The sequence below is a fragment of the Pseudovibrio ascidiaceicola genome, from assembly GCF_900114245.1.
Taxonomy (GTDB): domain Bacteria; phylum Pseudomonadota; class Alphaproteobacteria; order Rhizobiales; family Stappiaceae; genus Pseudovibrio; species Pseudovibrio ascidiaceicola.
In genome coordinates, this window is sequence record NZ_FOSK01000004.1 from 314079 (window position 1) to 329050 (window position 14972).

General features: G+C 50.1%; 16 protein-coding genes. 10 read left to right on the forward strand and 6 right to left on the reverse strand.

Features of this window, described 5'->3' with window-relative positions:
* Positions 1-70: 70 nt before the first annotated feature.
* Together BM231_RS10030 and BM231_RS10035 are read left to right on the forward strand one after the other, a co-directional pair.
* A complete protein-coding gene (locus BM231_RS10030) occupies positions 71-688 on the forward strand; it encodes a flavodoxin family protein (RefSeq protein WP_093518946.1) in 618 nt (205 codons plus the stop codon).
* Positions 689-836: 148 nt separating this feature from the next.
* Positions 837-1157, forward strand: coding sequence for a DMT family transporter (locus tag BM231_RS10035; protein ID WP_063309483.1), 321 nt, complete (start codon positions 837-839; stop codon positions 1155-1157).
* Between the two features lie 21 nt (positions 1158-1178).
* Here BM231_RS10035 and BM231_RS10040 read toward each other — a convergent pair whose 3' ends face one another.
* The 3 genes from BM231_RS10040 to BM231_RS10050 form a co-directional block, all read right to left on the reverse strand.
* Positions 1179-2054, reverse strand: coding sequence for a nucleoside-diphosphate kinase (locus tag BM231_RS10040; protein WP_093518948.1), 876 nt, complete (start codon positions 2052-2054; stop codon positions 1179-1181).
* A 34-nt stretch (positions 2055-2088) separates the two neighbouring features.
* Positions 2089-2781, reverse strand: a complete 693-nt coding sequence (locus BM231_RS10045; protein ID WP_093518949.1) for an SDR family NAD(P)-dependent oxidoreductase — start codon at positions 2779-2781, stop codon at positions 2089-2091.
* A gap of 173 nt (positions 2782-2954) precedes the next feature.
* Complete coding sequence (locus tag BM231_RS10050; RefSeq protein WP_093518951.1) at positions 2955-3887, reverse strand: LysR family transcriptional regulator; 933 nt, start codon at positions 3885-3887, stop codon at positions 2955-2957.
* A 90-nt stretch (positions 3888-3977) separates the two neighbouring features.
* Between BM231_RS10050 and BM231_RS10055 the strand changes: the two genes are divergently transcribed.
* The 4 genes from BM231_RS10055 (at position 3978) to BM231_RS10070 (ending at position 7852) form a co-directional block, all read left to right on the forward strand.
* Positions 3978-4568, forward strand: a complete 591-nt coding sequence (locus BM231_RS10055; RefSeq protein WP_093518953.1) for a flavodoxin family protein — start codon at positions 3978-3980, stop codon at positions 4566-4568.
* A 132-nt stretch (positions 4569-4700) separates the two neighbouring features.
* Positions 4701-5744 carry a patatin-like phospholipase family protein gene (locus BM231_RS10060; protein WP_093518955.1) on the forward strand — a complete coding sequence of 348 codons (1044 nt, stop codon included), beginning with the start codon at positions 4701-4703 and terminating at the stop codon, positions 5742-5744.
* An 88-nt stretch (positions 5745-5832) separates the two neighbouring features.
* A complete protein-coding gene (mepA, locus tag BM231_RS10065) occupies positions 5833-6825 on the forward strand; it encodes a penicillin-insensitive murein endopeptidase (protein ID WP_093518957.1) in 993 nt (330 codons plus the stop codon).
* Between the two features lie 322 nt (positions 6826-7147).
* Positions 7148-7852 carry a hypothetical protein gene (locus tag BM231_RS10070; protein ID WP_093518959.1) on the forward strand — a complete coding sequence of 235 codons (705 nt, stop codon included), beginning with the start codon at positions 7148-7150 and terminating at the stop codon, positions 7850-7852.
* A gap of 63 nt (positions 7853-7915) precedes the next feature.
* On the opposite strand, the gene BM231_RS10075 is transcribed toward BM231_RS10070, so the two are convergent.
* On the reverse strand, positions 7916-8446 hold the full coding sequence (locus BM231_RS10075; RefSeq protein ID WP_093518961.1) for a GNAT family N-acetyltransferase: 531 nt from the start codon (positions 8444-8446) through the stop codon (positions 7916-7918).
* A gap of 434 nt (positions 8447-8880) precedes the next feature.
* Between BM231_RS10075 and BM231_RS10080 the strand changes: the two genes are divergently transcribed.
* The 4 genes from BM231_RS10080 (at position 8881) to BM231_RS10095 (ending at position 13178) form a co-directional block, all read left to right on the forward strand.
* Positions 8881-9582, forward strand: a complete 702-nt coding sequence (locus BM231_RS10080) for an outer membrane protein (RefSeq protein ID WP_159437955.1) — start codon at positions 8881-8883, stop codon at positions 9580-9582.
* A gap of 240 nt (positions 9583-9822) precedes the next feature.
* Positions 9823-10566, forward strand: coding sequence for an outer membrane protein (locus BM231_RS10085; RefSeq protein ID WP_093518965.1), 744 nt, complete (start codon positions 9823-9825; stop codon positions 10564-10566).
* A gap of 129 nt (positions 10567-10695) precedes the next feature.
* The gene (gene lepA, locus BM231_RS10090) at positions 10696-12501 is read left to right on the forward strand and encodes a translation elongation factor 4 (RefSeq protein ID WP_093518967.1); all 1806 of its coding nucleotides are present in this window, start codon (positions 10696-10698) and stop codon (positions 12499-12501) included.
* Between the two features lie 98 nt (positions 12502-12599).
* Complete coding sequence (locus BM231_RS10095) at positions 12600-13178, forward strand: PhnA domain-containing protein (protein WP_093518969.1); 579 nt, start codon at positions 12600-12602, stop codon at positions 13176-13178.
* Positions 13179-13651: 473 nt separating this feature from the next.
* On the opposite strand, the gene BM231_RS10100 is transcribed toward BM231_RS10095, so the two are convergent.
* Complete coding sequence (locus BM231_RS10100; protein ID WP_093518971.1) at positions 13652-14311, reverse strand: hypothetical protein; 660 nt, start codon at positions 14309-14311, stop codon at positions 13652-13654.
* A gap of 136 nt (positions 14312-14447) precedes the next feature.
* Positions 14448-14942 (reverse strand): DUF2165 domain-containing protein, encoded by a 495-nt coding sequence (locus tag BM231_RS10105; RefSeq protein WP_093518973.1) that lies wholly within the window; start codon positions 14940-14942, stop codon positions 14448-14450.
* Between the last annotated feature and the right edge of the window lie 30 nt (positions 14943-14972).

Here is a 14972-nt window from a genome sequence, read left to right on the forward strand (position 1 = left end):
CTTAGAGTAGCTGAAAGGCGTTTGCCCCCAAATAGACCGGAGTTCTGACAGGCTTGAAGAGTAGCGGTCCATGTCAAAAGACATTCTGGTAGCAATCGCCTTTTTTTCTGCCAACGGGCATACCGAAGCGCTGGCGCATGCAGTTGCTCGTGGCGCAAGTGAAAACGGTGCCACGGTTACTTATGTGCCTGTCAGCGATTATGAGGACACAGACTGGGAGGCGTTGGAAGCCGCTGACGCCATCATTTTTGGAAGCCCGACCTACATGGGCGGTGTAGCCGCTCCCTTCAAATTCTTCATGGATGCGTCTGCAACCGTTTGGTACAAGCAGGGCTGGATCAACAAGATTGCCGGTGGTTTCAGCGTATCAGGTTCCATGAGTGGTGACCGACACAACGTATTCCTTCAAATGGCGACCTTTGCAGCCCAGCATGGCATGATCTGGGTAAGTCTTGGCATGCCACCGGGCAATAACTACAGCTTTGGCAGCAACGAAGATCTCAACCGCCTTGGTGTGTATTATGGCGCGGCAGCGCAGGCCAATATGGATGAAGGACCAGAAGTGGCTCCCCCTCAATCAGACAGAGACACAGCCTTTGCCTATGGTGCCCGCATTGCAAAAGCGACACGTCGATGGGTGGAAGGTGGAGAAAATCATCCTTCTCAGGGAAAGAGCCCCTTACATTGAGAGCTTAAAACGCGTTTCATGTAAGTGACTGAATTTCGAGCAGCTCACTCAAACGGTGATAAGCTTTTGTTTCATCGCGTATTCTCTAAGATGCTCCTTTGATGGAACTCTGAGATTACGCCGTAAACGTTGCGTTGGAGGCAACTGAATGGCATGGATCTGGCTCATCATCGCTGGCCTGTTTGAAATGACCTTTGCCGTCTGCCTCAAGCTGTCTGACGGCTTTACCAAGCCTTTTTATACGATAGCCTTCATCATCACGGCCTTGCTGTCACTTTACTTCCTGACCAAAGCCATGGTGTCCATACCGCTTGGCACGGCCTATGCCGTGTGGACAGGGATCGGCGCCTCCGGCATTGCCATCCTTGGTATCTTCCTCTTTGGAGAACCAGCCACCTTCCTCCGCCTCTTCTTCATAACCATGCTCATCGCCGCAATCGTGGGGCTGAAGTTTGTTTCGAATGGATAGATCAATAAAGGGGCGAGGACTTTAGTTACGCTCAAAGTGAGCATCAAACATGTCAGCTAACTCTTGCGAAGCTCGGATCGAACCGGGCAATCCCTCACCAAAGCTCCCACCAACACAGAGCAGGTTGTTTTCCAAGATTGCGGTGCGTAGCGTTTCCGTTTCCAAAAGCGTGAACTTCGGCCTGTAGCACACTACTCCTTGCACCTCATGCGTCTCTTTCAAATGCCTGATACGCTGCGAATACTCTTGCAAGTCATGCAAAAGCAGAACCCTAACCTCAGGCATATCTCCGGCGCCTAAATCTGTTTTCCTTCGATACCGTAACAGTTCCATGTTTGTATGAATGCGTTCGCGGTAACCAACATACCTGCAATTTTTCAGGCTACTTATTCTCCTGAATTGCGGCGAACTCGCCTCTTCATTATTAGCCGCAATCAGATTGAAGCTGGCAAGATTTGGCAGTTCACGCGGCTGCACCTCGTTCAACTCATCCAAACAAACACCCTGATCAGCAAACTGATGATAATCGGTGATATTTAGGTTTGAGAAGAACAACTCGAACTGAGCAGCAAATTCGTTGCCCGGCTCTGTCGAGTGCAGAATGTTTTTGAGCTTATCCGTTGAATGCTGTTTTCTAAACTGGAACTTATAGCTCCTTCCGAAACCCACAGCAGAATGCCCGCGATAGAGTATTGCTGCGATTGGGCCACTGGTCATGTATGCTAGATGCTGGCTATTCTTGCAAATAAAGTGGTCTTCGAACTCCTTAGAGCTCAGCTGTTTATATCTGACTGCAACAATCTCGTATCCGCTCTCTAACAGATCAGTACTGATGGCCTCGACATATCTCTCCTGATTAGACACGTCTGGCTTAACGAGGATCATGTTGTGTTCCATCAAGGCCCCTCCCACTAGCAAGTTGCCTAACCGCCTAGATTGTCGCCAGATTGTTATCCAGAGTTTCAACAATCTCCACACGCGCCGGATCTCGCAGAATCTTTGCGAACTTATATTTGAAACTGCCACTGGAGAGTTCGACAATCTGTTGTGATACCCAGGAAGGACACAGCATTGTGTCTGTATCTTCATCGGCATTGGCCCAGAATGCAGTTCGGATACCTGAAGGAGCTGCGACCAGAACCTTACCAAGATCTTTGTCGCGCACGAGCGATGCGCCCAACATTCCCAGTGCAGATTTGGTCGCACAGTATGCAGGCTCCAACTCACGAGGCGTATATTGCGAACTTGAGGTAATCAGCATAATCTTGAGAGGATGATCTGATCTCCTTTTCAGGCGTTGTATCAGCATCATAGGTGCCAGCAAGCCGACATTGACCATAGTCCCAAGTTCAGCATCAGCAAGCTCATCAATATGCCCGCGCTGAAGAAAACCTGCGGCATAGATAAGCGTGTGAACATTCTTGAAGCCATCCAGTACCCGATCAATATTTTGCGCTAACTGAACGGGATCATCCGTTATCGAGAGGCTATGAAAGGTGGCCCCTTCAAGTTCAGGGTTTTGACGTCCAGTCAGCCCAACATTATGGCCTTCTTTTGCGTAGTGCCTTGCAAGCTCAAGACCCACGCCAGACGTACCTCCAACAATCAGAATATTCTTCTTCACGAAATGATGCTTTCTCAGGTTTGCTAGGTCGCTGACAGCTTATATATTGAGGCAGGCAGCCTATTGGAATTTTCGCAACGATAGAGTGGCCTGTTTTTCCGTGTCAATATGAACGCCTGTCCACTTTTCGTAGGTTTCGTCAGGCCGCTACAGTTCCAGCAAGGCACCTTACCTCACTCACCTGCCCTATATTGCTTGGTGGTCTCTTTCATCAGATTGCGGGTCCATTTGATCATGGGGTCGTGGTGGTAGCGTTCGTGCCAGTAGAGGAAGAATTCCTGGTGGTGGTCCTTGAGGAAGTCGGGCACTGGAGAGGGAACGGTGTTGTGACCGGTGTAGATTTGGGTGTCAAAAATGGAGGGCACCAAAAAGAGCATGTCGGATTGGCCACAGAAATGCATGGCGGCGAAGAAACTGCCGATTTTTACAGCAACGTTTCTTTTGTGGCCCAGCACTGCCAGTTTCTCATCAATTATGCTGTGCCCCGCCCCGGTGATCATGACCGAGATATGATCCTGACTGAGGTAATCCTCCAATGAGACGGGCTTGCCTGCAAGTGGATGGTTCCTGCTCATCAAACACACATAGCTGAAGCGGCCCAGCGAAAAGCGATGAAGCTGGCTTGTTGCTGTGGTTGGGGTTTGGCCTGACAAGACGAAGTGGGCTTTTCCATTTTCCAGCGGTTCGAACTGATTACGGATGTCGCTCTTCATCTCCAGTTTCATGGCGGGTGCTTCACGCTTCATCCGTCGTAGAAGTGGAGGGCCATACAGATTCAACTCCAACTCCGGCCCAGAGAAACGAATGGTTTCTTCTGCAGTTGTGGGGTCAAACTCCGGTTTAGCGATCACATCCTTGATGGTTGCCAGAGCGGACGGGAGCAGCCTTTGGATCTCCATAGCTCTTTCCGTCAACTCATAATCTCCGGCAATGCGTACCAACAAGGGATCTTGCAGAGCATCACGGAGACGCTGCAAGGCACGGCTCACTGCAGGCTGGCTCATGTGCAATTGTGTAGCAGCAACAGATACATGCCGCGTTTCCAGCAGCTTCTCCAAAACGACGAGGAGGTTCAGATCTACACTGCGTAAATTCACCTGACGCATAATAACTATACCTTACATGCATTAGACGAATGATACTTAGCTGAATAGACAGGGGCTGTCGATCTCACAGTGCAGGAAAAGGAAGTTGCAATGAGCGTGCAGAGCAAGGTCATCGTCGTTTATCATAGTGGGTATGGTCACACTCAGGTGCTGGCGGAAGCCGTGCTTCAGGGTGCCTTGGATGTGGGTGCGGATGCTGAACTGATGTCTGTTGCCACATTGGATGATGTGAACTGGGACAAGCTGGCCGCGGCTGATGCCCTTATCTTTGGTTCGCCGACATATATGGGCAGTGCGAGTGCACCGTTCAAAGCCTTTATGGATGCTAGTTCCAAAATTTGGATGGAGCGCGGTTGGGTGGACAAAGTCGCTGGGGCGTTTACAGTTTCCGCTTCTCGCAGCGGCGATAAACTTGGCACGCTGACACAGTTGAGTGTGTTTGCTGCGCAGCATGGCATGATTTGGGTTGGGCTGGATCTTATGCCCGGCAACAACAGCAGCAAAGGCTCTGAGGACGATCTCAACCGTTTGGGCAGCACGCTGGGTGTTATGGCACAGGCCAATGCAGATGAAGGGCCGGAGGTTGTTCCGCCAACAGCTGATAAGGATACAGCTAAAGCACTTGGTGGCAGAATTGCGAAGGTTGCAGCCTCCCTCACCCTTGTGAGCGAAGCGGCTTAACCCTTAATTCACTGCAATTGCAAGTGCTTGTATTTCTGCAAGTACAGGTGCCATCTCTTCACCTCATTTTTGGACAAACTCGATACGTATAAGAGCAAATTAAAACACAAGATCACTGTATCGGGTTTGTCTATGAAAAAAAGAAAACGCATTATTCTTTCCATTGACGGTGGCGGTGCGCGCGGCCTTATTCCAATTCGTCTGCTGCGCGGCCTTGAGACCAAATTGTATGAGCGCGGCAAGACCGCTCCTCTTTGTCGATACTTTGATTTGATTTGCGGAACATCCAGCGGCGGCTTGATTGCAGCAGGACTGACGGCACCTAACCCAGACCGCGACAAGCCCGGCCAACCCGCTATGACGCCCAGCGAGCTGCAAGAGTTTTTTGAGATTGAAGCCCGCGAGCTTTACATGAACAATCGCAGGCACTGGCTGCCGCGGCGCCTCTACCATACCTTTGGGCAGTTCAATAAAGGCATTCAGGAGCGTCCGATTGAGCAAGCCATCAAGCAGCATATTGGATGGAGCGCGCTTTCCTGCAGTATGACGGCTATTTTGCTGACCGCATATGACCTGAAAAACCGCCGTGTTGTTTCCATGAGCAACAACACAACTGGACGGGATGACTATTACTTCTGGCAGGCTGTGCGGGCCACAACGTCCTCCCCATCGTGGTTTGAGCCAGCCCGCGTTGAGAACCTGACGACTGGCGATGAAGAGATCATGATCGACGCTGCTGGCTTCCTGAACGATCCGGTGCTTGCAGCCTATGCAGAGGCGCGTCGTCATGGTTGGGCACCAAAAGACATTATTATTCTATCGCTTGGTTCAGGCAATCCGGTTGAAGAAAAACACAGCTTTAACCAGGCAGTGAACTGGGGCACAAGCGGTTGGCTTTCTCCTGAAGAAGGTACCCCCCTACTCTCCAGCTACATGCATGGGCAAACGGCCTCCACGGGTCAGTATGCTGATGTGCTGTTTAAAGACATGCCGGGGATTGAGTACATTCGCCTCAACGCTGACCTTCCACACTTTGGCAGTGACATTTACAGCGTGCGCCCGGGCGAGGTGCTTCAGCTCAATCGCATTGCAGATGACCTCCTTTCCGGCCACGGAGATGAGCTAGACAAACTGGCAGACATCATGGAAGAAAGGCAGGATGGCCCCGGCTTTTAGGCTTCACAATCCTTCCGCCCCTGCTACAACCACTAGGATGAATAGTGAAAGTGATTCACGTTAGAGCCGTGGGTACGTCGGAGGAAACATGTTTGGGTTGAGAGGTCATCAGCGCACGATTGCCTTAATGGCTGGTGGAATTGTCGTGAACCTGCTTTCTGCTGGTGCTCATGCTGTGCCTCTTCCTGACACAAAGCCTCCTCTTTCTGCTGAGGATTACCGCGAGGCGCTGAAAAAGCAGCCCGAATTTCCAGGCGCTGCCAAGTATCACTTCGGACACAAGAAAACGCCTGCCAAAACAAAGCCTCTCTCCTTTGGCAGCTATGCAAGAGGCTGTGTCGCAGGAGCTGTTTCCATCCCAAAAGACGGTGAGAACTGGCAGGTCATGCGCCTGTCTCGTAACCGCAATTGGGGGCATCCTGTTCTCATTGACTTTCTAAAGCGTCTGGCTGCTGATGCGCCTGATCTGGGCTGGAATGGCCTGCTGGTTGGCGACCTTTCTCAGCCACGTGGTGGCCCGATGCTGACGGGTCATGCTTCTCATCAGATTGGGTTGGATGCTGATATCTGGCTGCGCCAAATGCCAAACACGCGCTTCAGCGCCAAGCAGCGTGAGTCTGAGAGTGCGATTTCTATGCTGAACGGTAACTTGAGCAAACCGGGAGCAGACCGCCGCGTCAACCCGAAGCGCTGGACGGATGCTCATGCAAAGTTGATCCGCCGCGCCGCACAAGACGATGGTGTTGCACGTATCTTCGTAAATCCAACGATCAAGAAAGCGCTGTGTGAATTCGAGACTGGTGATCGCGACTGGTTGCGGAAAGTACGACCTTGGTGGGGACACCACTATCACTTCCACGTGCGTATGGCCTGCCCAGAAGGTGGCGCACAATGTAAGAACCAAGCTGTACCACCTGCTGGCGATGGCTGTGGCAAAGAGCTAACCTATTGGCTTTCTGATGCACCCTGGGTTCCTAAAAAGCCTAAGCCGGGTGAAAAACCAAAACCCCGCAAGCCCAAGCCTCCGCTCGCGGTTGCAGATCTTCCCAACAGCTGTGCGACAGTGCTGCGGACGGAGTAGTACGGTATTCTGCTGGTGCGAGCGAGCCAATCAGTAAAGTATTCATAATCGGCACTTCATGGCATAGATGAGTTATGATCATCTATAGTTAGCCCTATACCAAGACGGAGATAGCTTCCAGCTCATCAGAATACACTTGCAATGTTAAAATTGTAGTAAAATCAAGTAGACTCAGGTATTTGACTCTACATGCAAACAAGCTTACTTATCAATCAGCACATGTAAGAGCTCAAATTTGCTACCTACAGATATGATGTCTGTTGTTTCAGTGTACGTGCTGATTTCAATAGCAATTTATTGATATTCTGTAGAGGTATTCGTTATGGATGTTAGCGGCGCACGCCTATCTTTTTCATTTACCAATTTTGCTGGGAATAATGATCCTGCTCCGGTTATGACGCAGGATGAGATCGCAATTGGTCTGCTTCAAGACATTGTTCGCTTTACGCCAGACAATGAGTTGCGTAACGCAAGCCAGGGTGCAAAGACTGCGGCTGAAAACAGCAATGATCCTGCGAAGAAAGCCATAAGCAAAATCTTTGAAGTCCTTGTTGGTCTTAATCTTGACGCAATGGACAACGTCATACAATCATATCTATCGCAGCAAGACCGTAAGGCTAAAGCTATTCAGAAATTCTTTGATGTATCCAAAGATTGGACAGACCCGAATAGTGAAGTTGTTTTCCAAGAGGTTATGAGCGCAATCAATGCCAGCGCAAGGACCGGCGATCCCATTGCAATCGAGATAAAAAAAGCTATGCAAGACGGCACGCTCCAGATGGAAGATATGGCGGATTATGGGTTTGAGACAAAATCTGATTACATCGTCTATCTCAATCCTGACGGAGAGTATGTCGTAGGAATGTCTTCGATTACTCACGTTGGAGAGTATGCGAGTGCTGATAGTCTGTTCGCAGATCTCACCTATGTAAATGACGAAGGTCGCTCAATTGATAAGAAAACAGGCCATAACGCCTACTACGTGCAAGTAGCCAAGAATCTAGCCTTCTACTTCACATGGCCTTAAGATTGTTCGGCAAATATTTTCTTCAATATCCGGGGATGCAAGGGAGCGATATCGCTCCCTTTTTTATTTGTCATGCACGTAAGCAGCTGGAGCGGCGTTGTTGTTCAGGATGAGTGTCATCAAAGTAAGATCCAGCCAGCGGCCGAATTTGAAGCCGACTTGTGGGAGCTCTCCGCTGACTTTGAAGCCGTAGCGTTCGTGTAAACGGATTGAGCCTTTGTTGTCGCTATCAATGGCACCGATTAAGACGTGGTGCTGGTCTTGCTTTGCAAGTTCAACCAGTTTTGCGAGCAGCACGGTTCCTGCCCCTTTTCCCCGAGATTGCGGTGTTACATAAACGGAGTGTTCCATGGTTTTGCTATAGCCAGACTTCTCACGGAACGGGCCATAGCTGCCGTAACCCAGCACATCACCGTTGTCGTCTTCAGCTACAATGATCGGATATCCGCCAGCAATCCGGCTCTCAAACCAGTTCTTACGATCTTCCAAAGTCTCTAATGAATCGGTCCAAATGGCAGCTAGAGTTTTGACTGCATCATTGTGAATTCCCAGGATGGCGGGAAGATCAGGTTTGGTTGCATGACGCAGTTTCATGGAAGCCCCTTTAAAGCACCGAAGCAACTCACGCTCAAATAAAGCCACGCACGCTGCCCGGGAAACCTACTTTTTTGCGTATCTTCGAGAGATACGCCTTAACTTTCTTACGAATTGTCATATTTTGCCGTGCATCTCAAGAACTTGCGGTCTCCAAATACTTGAGTTTATTGCAGGATAATCTGGTACCTTGGCTCAACATCCAAGGAATCCAAGATAGATGAAAATTGCTAATTGTGAGATTATTTTACGTAAATTTAACCATAGTTTTTGATCATTACATCAAATTTCAATGGTTGATTTTAAGGTTAGCACTTAATTACTGCACCTACAGGTCGTCGTTACTTAACAGTGAGTAAACGCCCTACTGAACGGCAATTATCTTACTCCTTAAACATCATCCTGCTTACACTTTCATATCTGGAGTATTCGAAGTGAAACAGGTTCTGTGTATTTCCACCCTTCTTGCAGGTGTTGGATTAATAATTGCCGGAGCATCCTCCGCACACGCTCAAGATGGTGGTATGTACATCTCGCTCAAAGGTGCAAAGGCATTTTCACTTCGCAGCACCTTTGATCCAATCGGGGGTGCGCCAACTGATAGCTATGATTTTGACTATAAAAGCGAATGGTCAGCAAGCACTAGCCTTGGATATAGGTTGAATGAATATCTGCGTCTTGAAGGTGAACTAGGATACCTTGTCAACTCAGTCAAAAATATGAGCAGTGACACCATTCCAATCGATTACAGCTCGAGAGGAAAAATCTTTGCCAGATATACAATGGCAAACATCCTTGCTGATTTTGCTCTTACCGATCAGCTGACCGCCTTTGCGGGAGGTGGTATCGGCATTGCAAAGCCAGATATGGATAAAACAATCCTCTCAAATGCGCTTTTGGGTCAAACACGGCAAATCGAGATCGAAGATCAATATGTTTTTGCATGGAAACTCACTGGCGGCCTTTCTTATGAGGCATATGAAAACACTCACCTTTTTGCAGATTATACTTACTTTCAAACAGCCGATTTTGACATCAAGCAAAAAACAACCCAAAGCGGCGTTTCAGTAGAGAACACATTGGAGTCAGATCTCAGCTCTCACCTCATCGGCGTTGGTCTTCGCTATGATTTTTAGTGGGTAACATACGTAAGTACTTCGCTAATTTTCACGATTGACAGAGGCGGCAGGTTGCCGCCTTGTTTTATGCATAAGGACTACTGGTAATATCATCAAATCTTACAGACACCAGACAAGTTATAGCATTGTTATTCATACCTACATTTTACATGTTCTGTGAATTACATCATTAATTATTTGGTAAGACTTGTCTATTTGCGCGAATCTCCCTTTCAGGACTTCAGGAGATAGTGCGCAATGGGAAAGCTTTCCTCTACTGTGATCATGTTAGTTTCTGCGTTATTGGCGACAGGAGCACTCTCTGCCCGTTCCTATGCTGCGGATTTGGCGGCGGCTGCGCAAGAAGCAGCTGCGGCTGCGGCTGAAAAGGCGGCGATGGGCATGTTTCCACTCAAACCTTATGCAGGTGCAAAGGCCTTTGTTTCTTATGCACCTGACGGTGATTTTTATACACCTGGGACTGGGCGGACAAAATTTTTCGAATACAATATTGGCTGGAATGCCGCCGCTTTTGGCGGGGTAACGGCAGGGGATTTCGTTAAACTGCAGCTGGACACCGGCTACATCAGCAATAGTGTTTCCAACCTTTCCGGGGTGGACGGTGGCAGTGGAACCGTAGCCGCCGCCTATGTGATGGGCGGCGTTATTCTTTCTGCGCCCCTTTCTCCACTCACCAAAAAGGTTATTCCGTTTGCGGGAATCAGCATTGGGGCGGCGTTTCCTGTGATTGGAACCATCAATGGCACAATCAACGGGGATGAGTTCACAATCAAAGGCAGCCAGTCGACGGTGGGGGCCTTATTGGCTCGCGGGGGTGTAACGATTGCGATTAATCCCAAACTTGGAGCAACACTGGAATATGGCTTCTTCCAAACAGCAGATTTTTCGCTGAGCACAACGGACAATATCTCCAGCTCCGGCAACGCGTCGACCGACATGTCAGCCCACTTGTTCGGTCTTGGCTTTGAGTATCACTTTTAGCCAGATAGCAGCGAAAATCTGAGAGAAAGCCAATAACTATTCACTTTATTGGCTGGAAAACGGCAAAAAAGCGCGTGGGCGCTTATTATGTGCTTTGCCATAGAGCAAAGCAGTGGTAATTGAGCGCCCATGACGACCAAAACTTTGTCCAATATTCGCAATTTCTCGATTGTCGCGCACATCGACCACGGTAAGTCCACCCTGGCCGATCGCCTCATCCAGTCTACCGGCACTCTCACTGATCGTGAGATGACGGAGCAGGTTCTCGATTCCATGGATATCGAGAAGGAGCGCGGCATTACCATTAAGGCTCAAACCGTTCGCCTGATCTACAAGGCGGAGGACGGTGAGGAGTACACGCTGAACCTGATCGATACCCCAGGTCACGTGGACTTTGCCTATGAAGTTTCTCGCTCCCTTGCTGCGGTGGAAGGCTCCCTGCTGGTGGTTGATGCCTCCCAAGGCGTGGAAGCGCAGACGCTTGCGAACGTCTATCAGGCAATCGACAACGACCACGATATCGTGACCGTTCTCAATAAAGTTGACCTGCCTGCTGCTGAGCCGGATCGCATCAAAGAGCAGATCGAAGACGTGATCGGCCTTGATACTTCTGACTCCGTGATGATTTCAGCGAAGACCGGACTTGGTATTCCTGATGTTTTGGAAGCGATCGTCAAACAGCTCCCTGCTCCAAAAGGCAATCCGGATGGCCCGCTCAAAGCTATGCTGGTGGACAGCTGGTATGACACCTATCTTGGTGTGATGGTTCTTATTCGCGTGATCGACGGTGAACTGAAAAAAGGCGACACCATCAAAATGATGGGTACTGGCGCTGTGTATCCAGTTGACCGCGTTGGCGTAATGACACCAGCCTTTGTCACAACTGATCGTCTTGGACCGGGTGAAATTGGCGTTCTGACGGCTTCCATCAAAGAAGTTGCTGACACCCGCGTGGGTGACACGATCACTCATGACAAGAAGGGCTGCACGGAAGCGCTGCCGGGCTTTAAGCCTGCTCAGCCTGTTGTGTTCTGTGGCCTGTTCCCAGTTGATGCCAACGACTTTGAAGACCTGCGCTCTGCCATGGGCAAGCTGCGCCTCAATGATGCGTCTTTCTCTTACGAGATGGAAACATCGGCTGCGCTTGGTTTTGGCTTCCGTTGTGGCTTCCTTGGTCTGCTGCACCTGGAAATTATTCAGGAACGCCTGTCCCGTGAGTTCAACCTTGATCTGATCGCAACAGCACCATCTGTTGTTTATGAGATGGAGATGACAGACGGTTCTCAGTTTGAGATGCACAACCCCGCTGATATGCCGGATGTTGTGAAGATCAAAGAGATCCGTGAACCATGGATCCGCGCGAACATCATGACACCGGATGAGTATCTCGGTGCTATCTTGAAGTTGTGTCAGGATCGCCGTGGTGTGCAGGTCGACCTTTCCTACGTTGGGTCTCGTGCGATGGTCACTTATGACCTGCCGCTCAACGAAGTGGTCTTCGATTTCTACGACCGTCTGAAGTCCATCTCTAAAGGCTACGCTTCGTTTGACTACACCATCAGCGAATATCGTGCTGGTGATTTGGCCAAGATGTCTATTCTGGTGAACGACGAGCCGGTTGATGCGCTCTCTGTGCTGGTGCACCGCTCACAGGCAGATAAACGCGGTCGTGCGATGTGTGAAGTTCTGAAAGAGCTGATCCCACGGCATATGTTCAAGATTCCTATTCAGGCAGCGCTTGGTGGCCGCGTGATTGCGCGTGAGACCCTCTCGGCTCTGCGTAAGGATGTGACCGCGAAATGTTATGGCGGTGATGCTTCCCGTAAACGCAAGCTGCTGGATAAGCAGAAGGCGGGTAAGAAGAAGATGCGCCAGTTCGGTAAGGTTGAGATCCCTCAGGAAGCGTTTATTCAAGCGCTGAAGATGGATGACTGAGCACCGATTAGAGCTGCAGTGATACTAAGATTCAAGACCGGCCCATATGAGGCCGGTCTTTGTTTTTGGCAAATGCGACTATGAAAAGGTACGTAGATATGTCCCTTGAGAATGACCTGCGCAGCCGTGCAGACGATAAATGTGAGCTTTGCGGTGCGACAGAGGACCTTGCTGCAGTTGCGGTTGGTCCTGATAGCGATGGCAGTGCTGAGAAATCCATTCTGGCCTGCGGCACGTGCTCCGCACAGTTGGAGAGCGAAGCAGAGCTGGATGTGAACCATTGGCGCTGCCTGAATGAAAGCGCATGGAGCACTGAGCCAGCAGTTCAGGTGAGTGCATGGCGTCTACTGGGCCGTCTTTCTGGCGAAGCCTGGGCACGAGACTTGCTGGATACGCTGTATCTGGACGAGGAAACGCTTGAGTGGGCTCAGTCCGGTATGCCAGCGGCAGAGGACGAAGATGCCATCGTGCACAAAGACACGCACGGCGCTGTGCTTTCTGCTGGTGACACCGTGACTTTGGTTAAAGACCTCAAAGTCAAAGGTGCTGGCTTCACTGCCAAGCGCGGCACAGCGGTGCGGAACATTACTCTGGTGCAGGACAATGCAGAGCACATTGAAGGCCGTGTTAACGATCAGCGTATTGTTATTCTGACGGAATTCGTGAAGAAATCCTGAGGTTTGGCACTGAAAACTTGAGACGTAGAAAGCGGCCTTAAGGGTCGCTTTTTTTTATGACTACTTCAACTCAGAGCTACGTCCTGCTTATCTTTCCTCTGTCCTTCATAGCTTCCAATACATGAGAGAGGAGACAGTTTGGTTGCTGATCGGGCAAATCACCTCCCCCGCTACTGACGGCATCACCATCTCCGCTAAGACCGCCGATCATATCGCTCGAAGCTCCACTGTCGTCACAAACAGGCTCTGAGACAGCAGGTGCGTCGTTTTTTGTATGGCTCGCTTGCGAGAGTCGCTACGCGTTGACCTTCCCAGCACTGCGATACCCATTAATGCAGGCACGAGTATGAGAACGAACAAGATCTTAGATAAGGGCATAGAGAACGTCTCATTACTCACGAGTTCTTGGCTCCAAGCACTCCAAAGCAAAGCTTTATCGCAAGATGTTACACGTTATAAATCAGAATATTAGCTTAGTTCTCTTCACCATTACGCTGTAGGCGAACCTGCGTGTGCAGGTGGATTTGCTCGGGGGTTAACCGCAGGAGGATTTGGCTGTCTTTCCATTGGTGCAGGGCGGCGCCGGTGTTGGAGGTTTCTATGCGGTAGTGGCGGCCTCCTTGGCGGGCGTACCAATCTATGCGGTCTTTGTTGAACCATTTGTTGGTTTTCACCGGATGCAGCATGGTGAGGTTGCCGGGGTAGTCGGCGAGGAGCAGGTCTATGGCGTTGGCAGCGCTGGTTTCTTCAGCAACGCGATGAACTTCGCAAATCTGCGGTTTTTTAATGGTGGCAAAACGTTTGCCGACGTGGGCATACTCGTTGAAGTGCGCCATGCTTTCATTTTGTGGCAAATAATCGAACACCACGATGGCACCATCACAGATGGATGAGAAGTAGAAGGACTTGTTGGTGTATTGGAGCGTGACCCGTTGCGGTTGGTTGGCAATTTTGCGCTGAACGGTGTTGCCACTTCCTGTCAGATACTCATCACCCCGTTTCTTTTGCAGAGCAAGGCCAAGGCCGATCAGGTAGTCATCATCAAGAAAGCGCGCGGGTATGGACCTGTGCGGCCTCCTGTTTGAAGCGGCTGGCTGGCCAGAAAATACATTCCTCCCGAAGCTGGTATCCATGTCTGTTCCCCGTCACCACAAGTGGTCAATGTTTCAAACGTGGAACAATTCCTAGGCAAAAGCAGTCCTTCAAATGCCTCAGATGGATAGTCTCAGGTCACATCTAATGGGATGGATCTCAGGGTTTCCCTGGATCTCAACCGTCGTCTTCCTCTTTCTGGTTCACGAAGATTAAGCCCAGAAACGCGATGATGCTGATGTTGTAGGAGGTATCTATGGCCCCTCTTCCGACTGGAGATTGCCATGCGAGGAACCATTCTCCCGCTCCTGTTACAAAGATGCCAAACCAGAGCAGGATGGCGATGCAAAAGCTGAAAGAGGTGATGGCTTTTGAGCGGTTGAATGAAGCGGCTGGCCTATGGATGCTAACCAGCATGCGCAGGCTACCCAGAACCAGCAGGAGAGCAATAAACCCTTCAATGGCCAGAATAATGGTGAGGAAAGTTGGTGCCGTTTCCAATGGGAACACAGCGCGGAACTTGGGGCTGGTTGGGAAGGTGTCCACCATGGAAATGACGGTTTCGATATACGCCAGATTGGCTGGCGCATCCTGATAATTATTGAAGCAGACCAAGGCAGCAAAGCCGCCGAACGCCAAGGAGACCAGAACTTTAATCAGTCGAAGAAGCATGGGACTACCCGCTTTTTCGCCAGTAAAGCA

Excerpts from the sequence above, each read along its gene's own strand:
- BM231_RS10060 (WP_093518955.1), top strand. The coding sequence starts at position 4,701 with ATGAAAAAAAGAAAACGCATTATTCTTTCCATTGACGGTGGCGGTGCG.
- BM231_RS10040 (WP_093518948.1), bottom strand. The coding sequence starts at position 2,054 with ATGGAACACAACATGATCCTCGTTAAGCCAGACGTGTCTAATCAGGAG.
- lepA (WP_093518967.1), top strand. The coding sequence starts at position 10,696 with ATGACGACCAAAACTTTGTCCAATATTCGCAATTTCTCGATTGTCGCG.
- BM231_RS10035 (WP_063309483.1), top strand. The coding sequence starts at position 837 with ATGGCATGGATCTGGCTCATCATCGCTGGCCTGTTTGAAATGACCTTT.
- BM231_RS10085 (WP_093518965.1), top strand. The coding sequence starts at position 9,823 with ATGGGAAAGCTTTCCTCTACTGTGATCATGTTAGTTTCTGCGTTATTG.
- BM231_RS10105 (WP_093518973.1), bottom strand. The coding sequence starts at position 14,942 with ATGCTTCTTCGACTGATTAAAGTTCTGGTCTCCTTGGCGTTCGGCGGC.
- mepA (WP_093518957.1), top strand. The coding sequence starts at position 5,833 with ATGTTTGGGTTGAGAGGTCATCAGCGCACGATTGCCTTAATGGCTGGT.
- BM231_RS10100 (WP_093518971.1), bottom strand. The coding sequence starts at position 14,311 with ATGGATACCAGCTTCGGGAGGAATGTATTTTCTGGCCAGCCAGCCGCT.
- BM231_RS10095 (WP_093518969.1), top strand. The coding sequence starts at position 12,600 with ATGTCCCTTGAGAATGACCTGCGCAGCCGTGCAGACGATAAATGTGAG.
- BM231_RS10030 (WP_093518946.1), top strand. The coding sequence starts at position 71 with ATGTCAAAAGACATTCTGGTAGCAATCGCCTTTTTTTCTGCCAACGGG.
- BM231_RS10055 (WP_093518953.1), top strand. The coding sequence starts at position 3,978 with ATGAGCGTGCAGAGCAAGGTCATCGTCGTTTATCATAGTGGGTATGGT.
- BM231_RS10070 (WP_093518959.1), top strand. The coding sequence starts at position 7,148 with ATGGATGTTAGCGGCGCACGCCTATCTTTTTCATTTACCAATTTTGCT.
- BM231_RS10075 (WP_093518961.1), bottom strand. The coding sequence starts at position 8,446 with ATGAAACTGCGTCATGCAACCAAACCTGATCTTCCCGCCATCCTGGGA.
- BM231_RS10050 (WP_093518951.1), bottom strand. The coding sequence starts at position 3,887 with ATGCGTCAGGTGAATTTACGCAGTGTAGATCTGAACCTCCTCGTCGTT.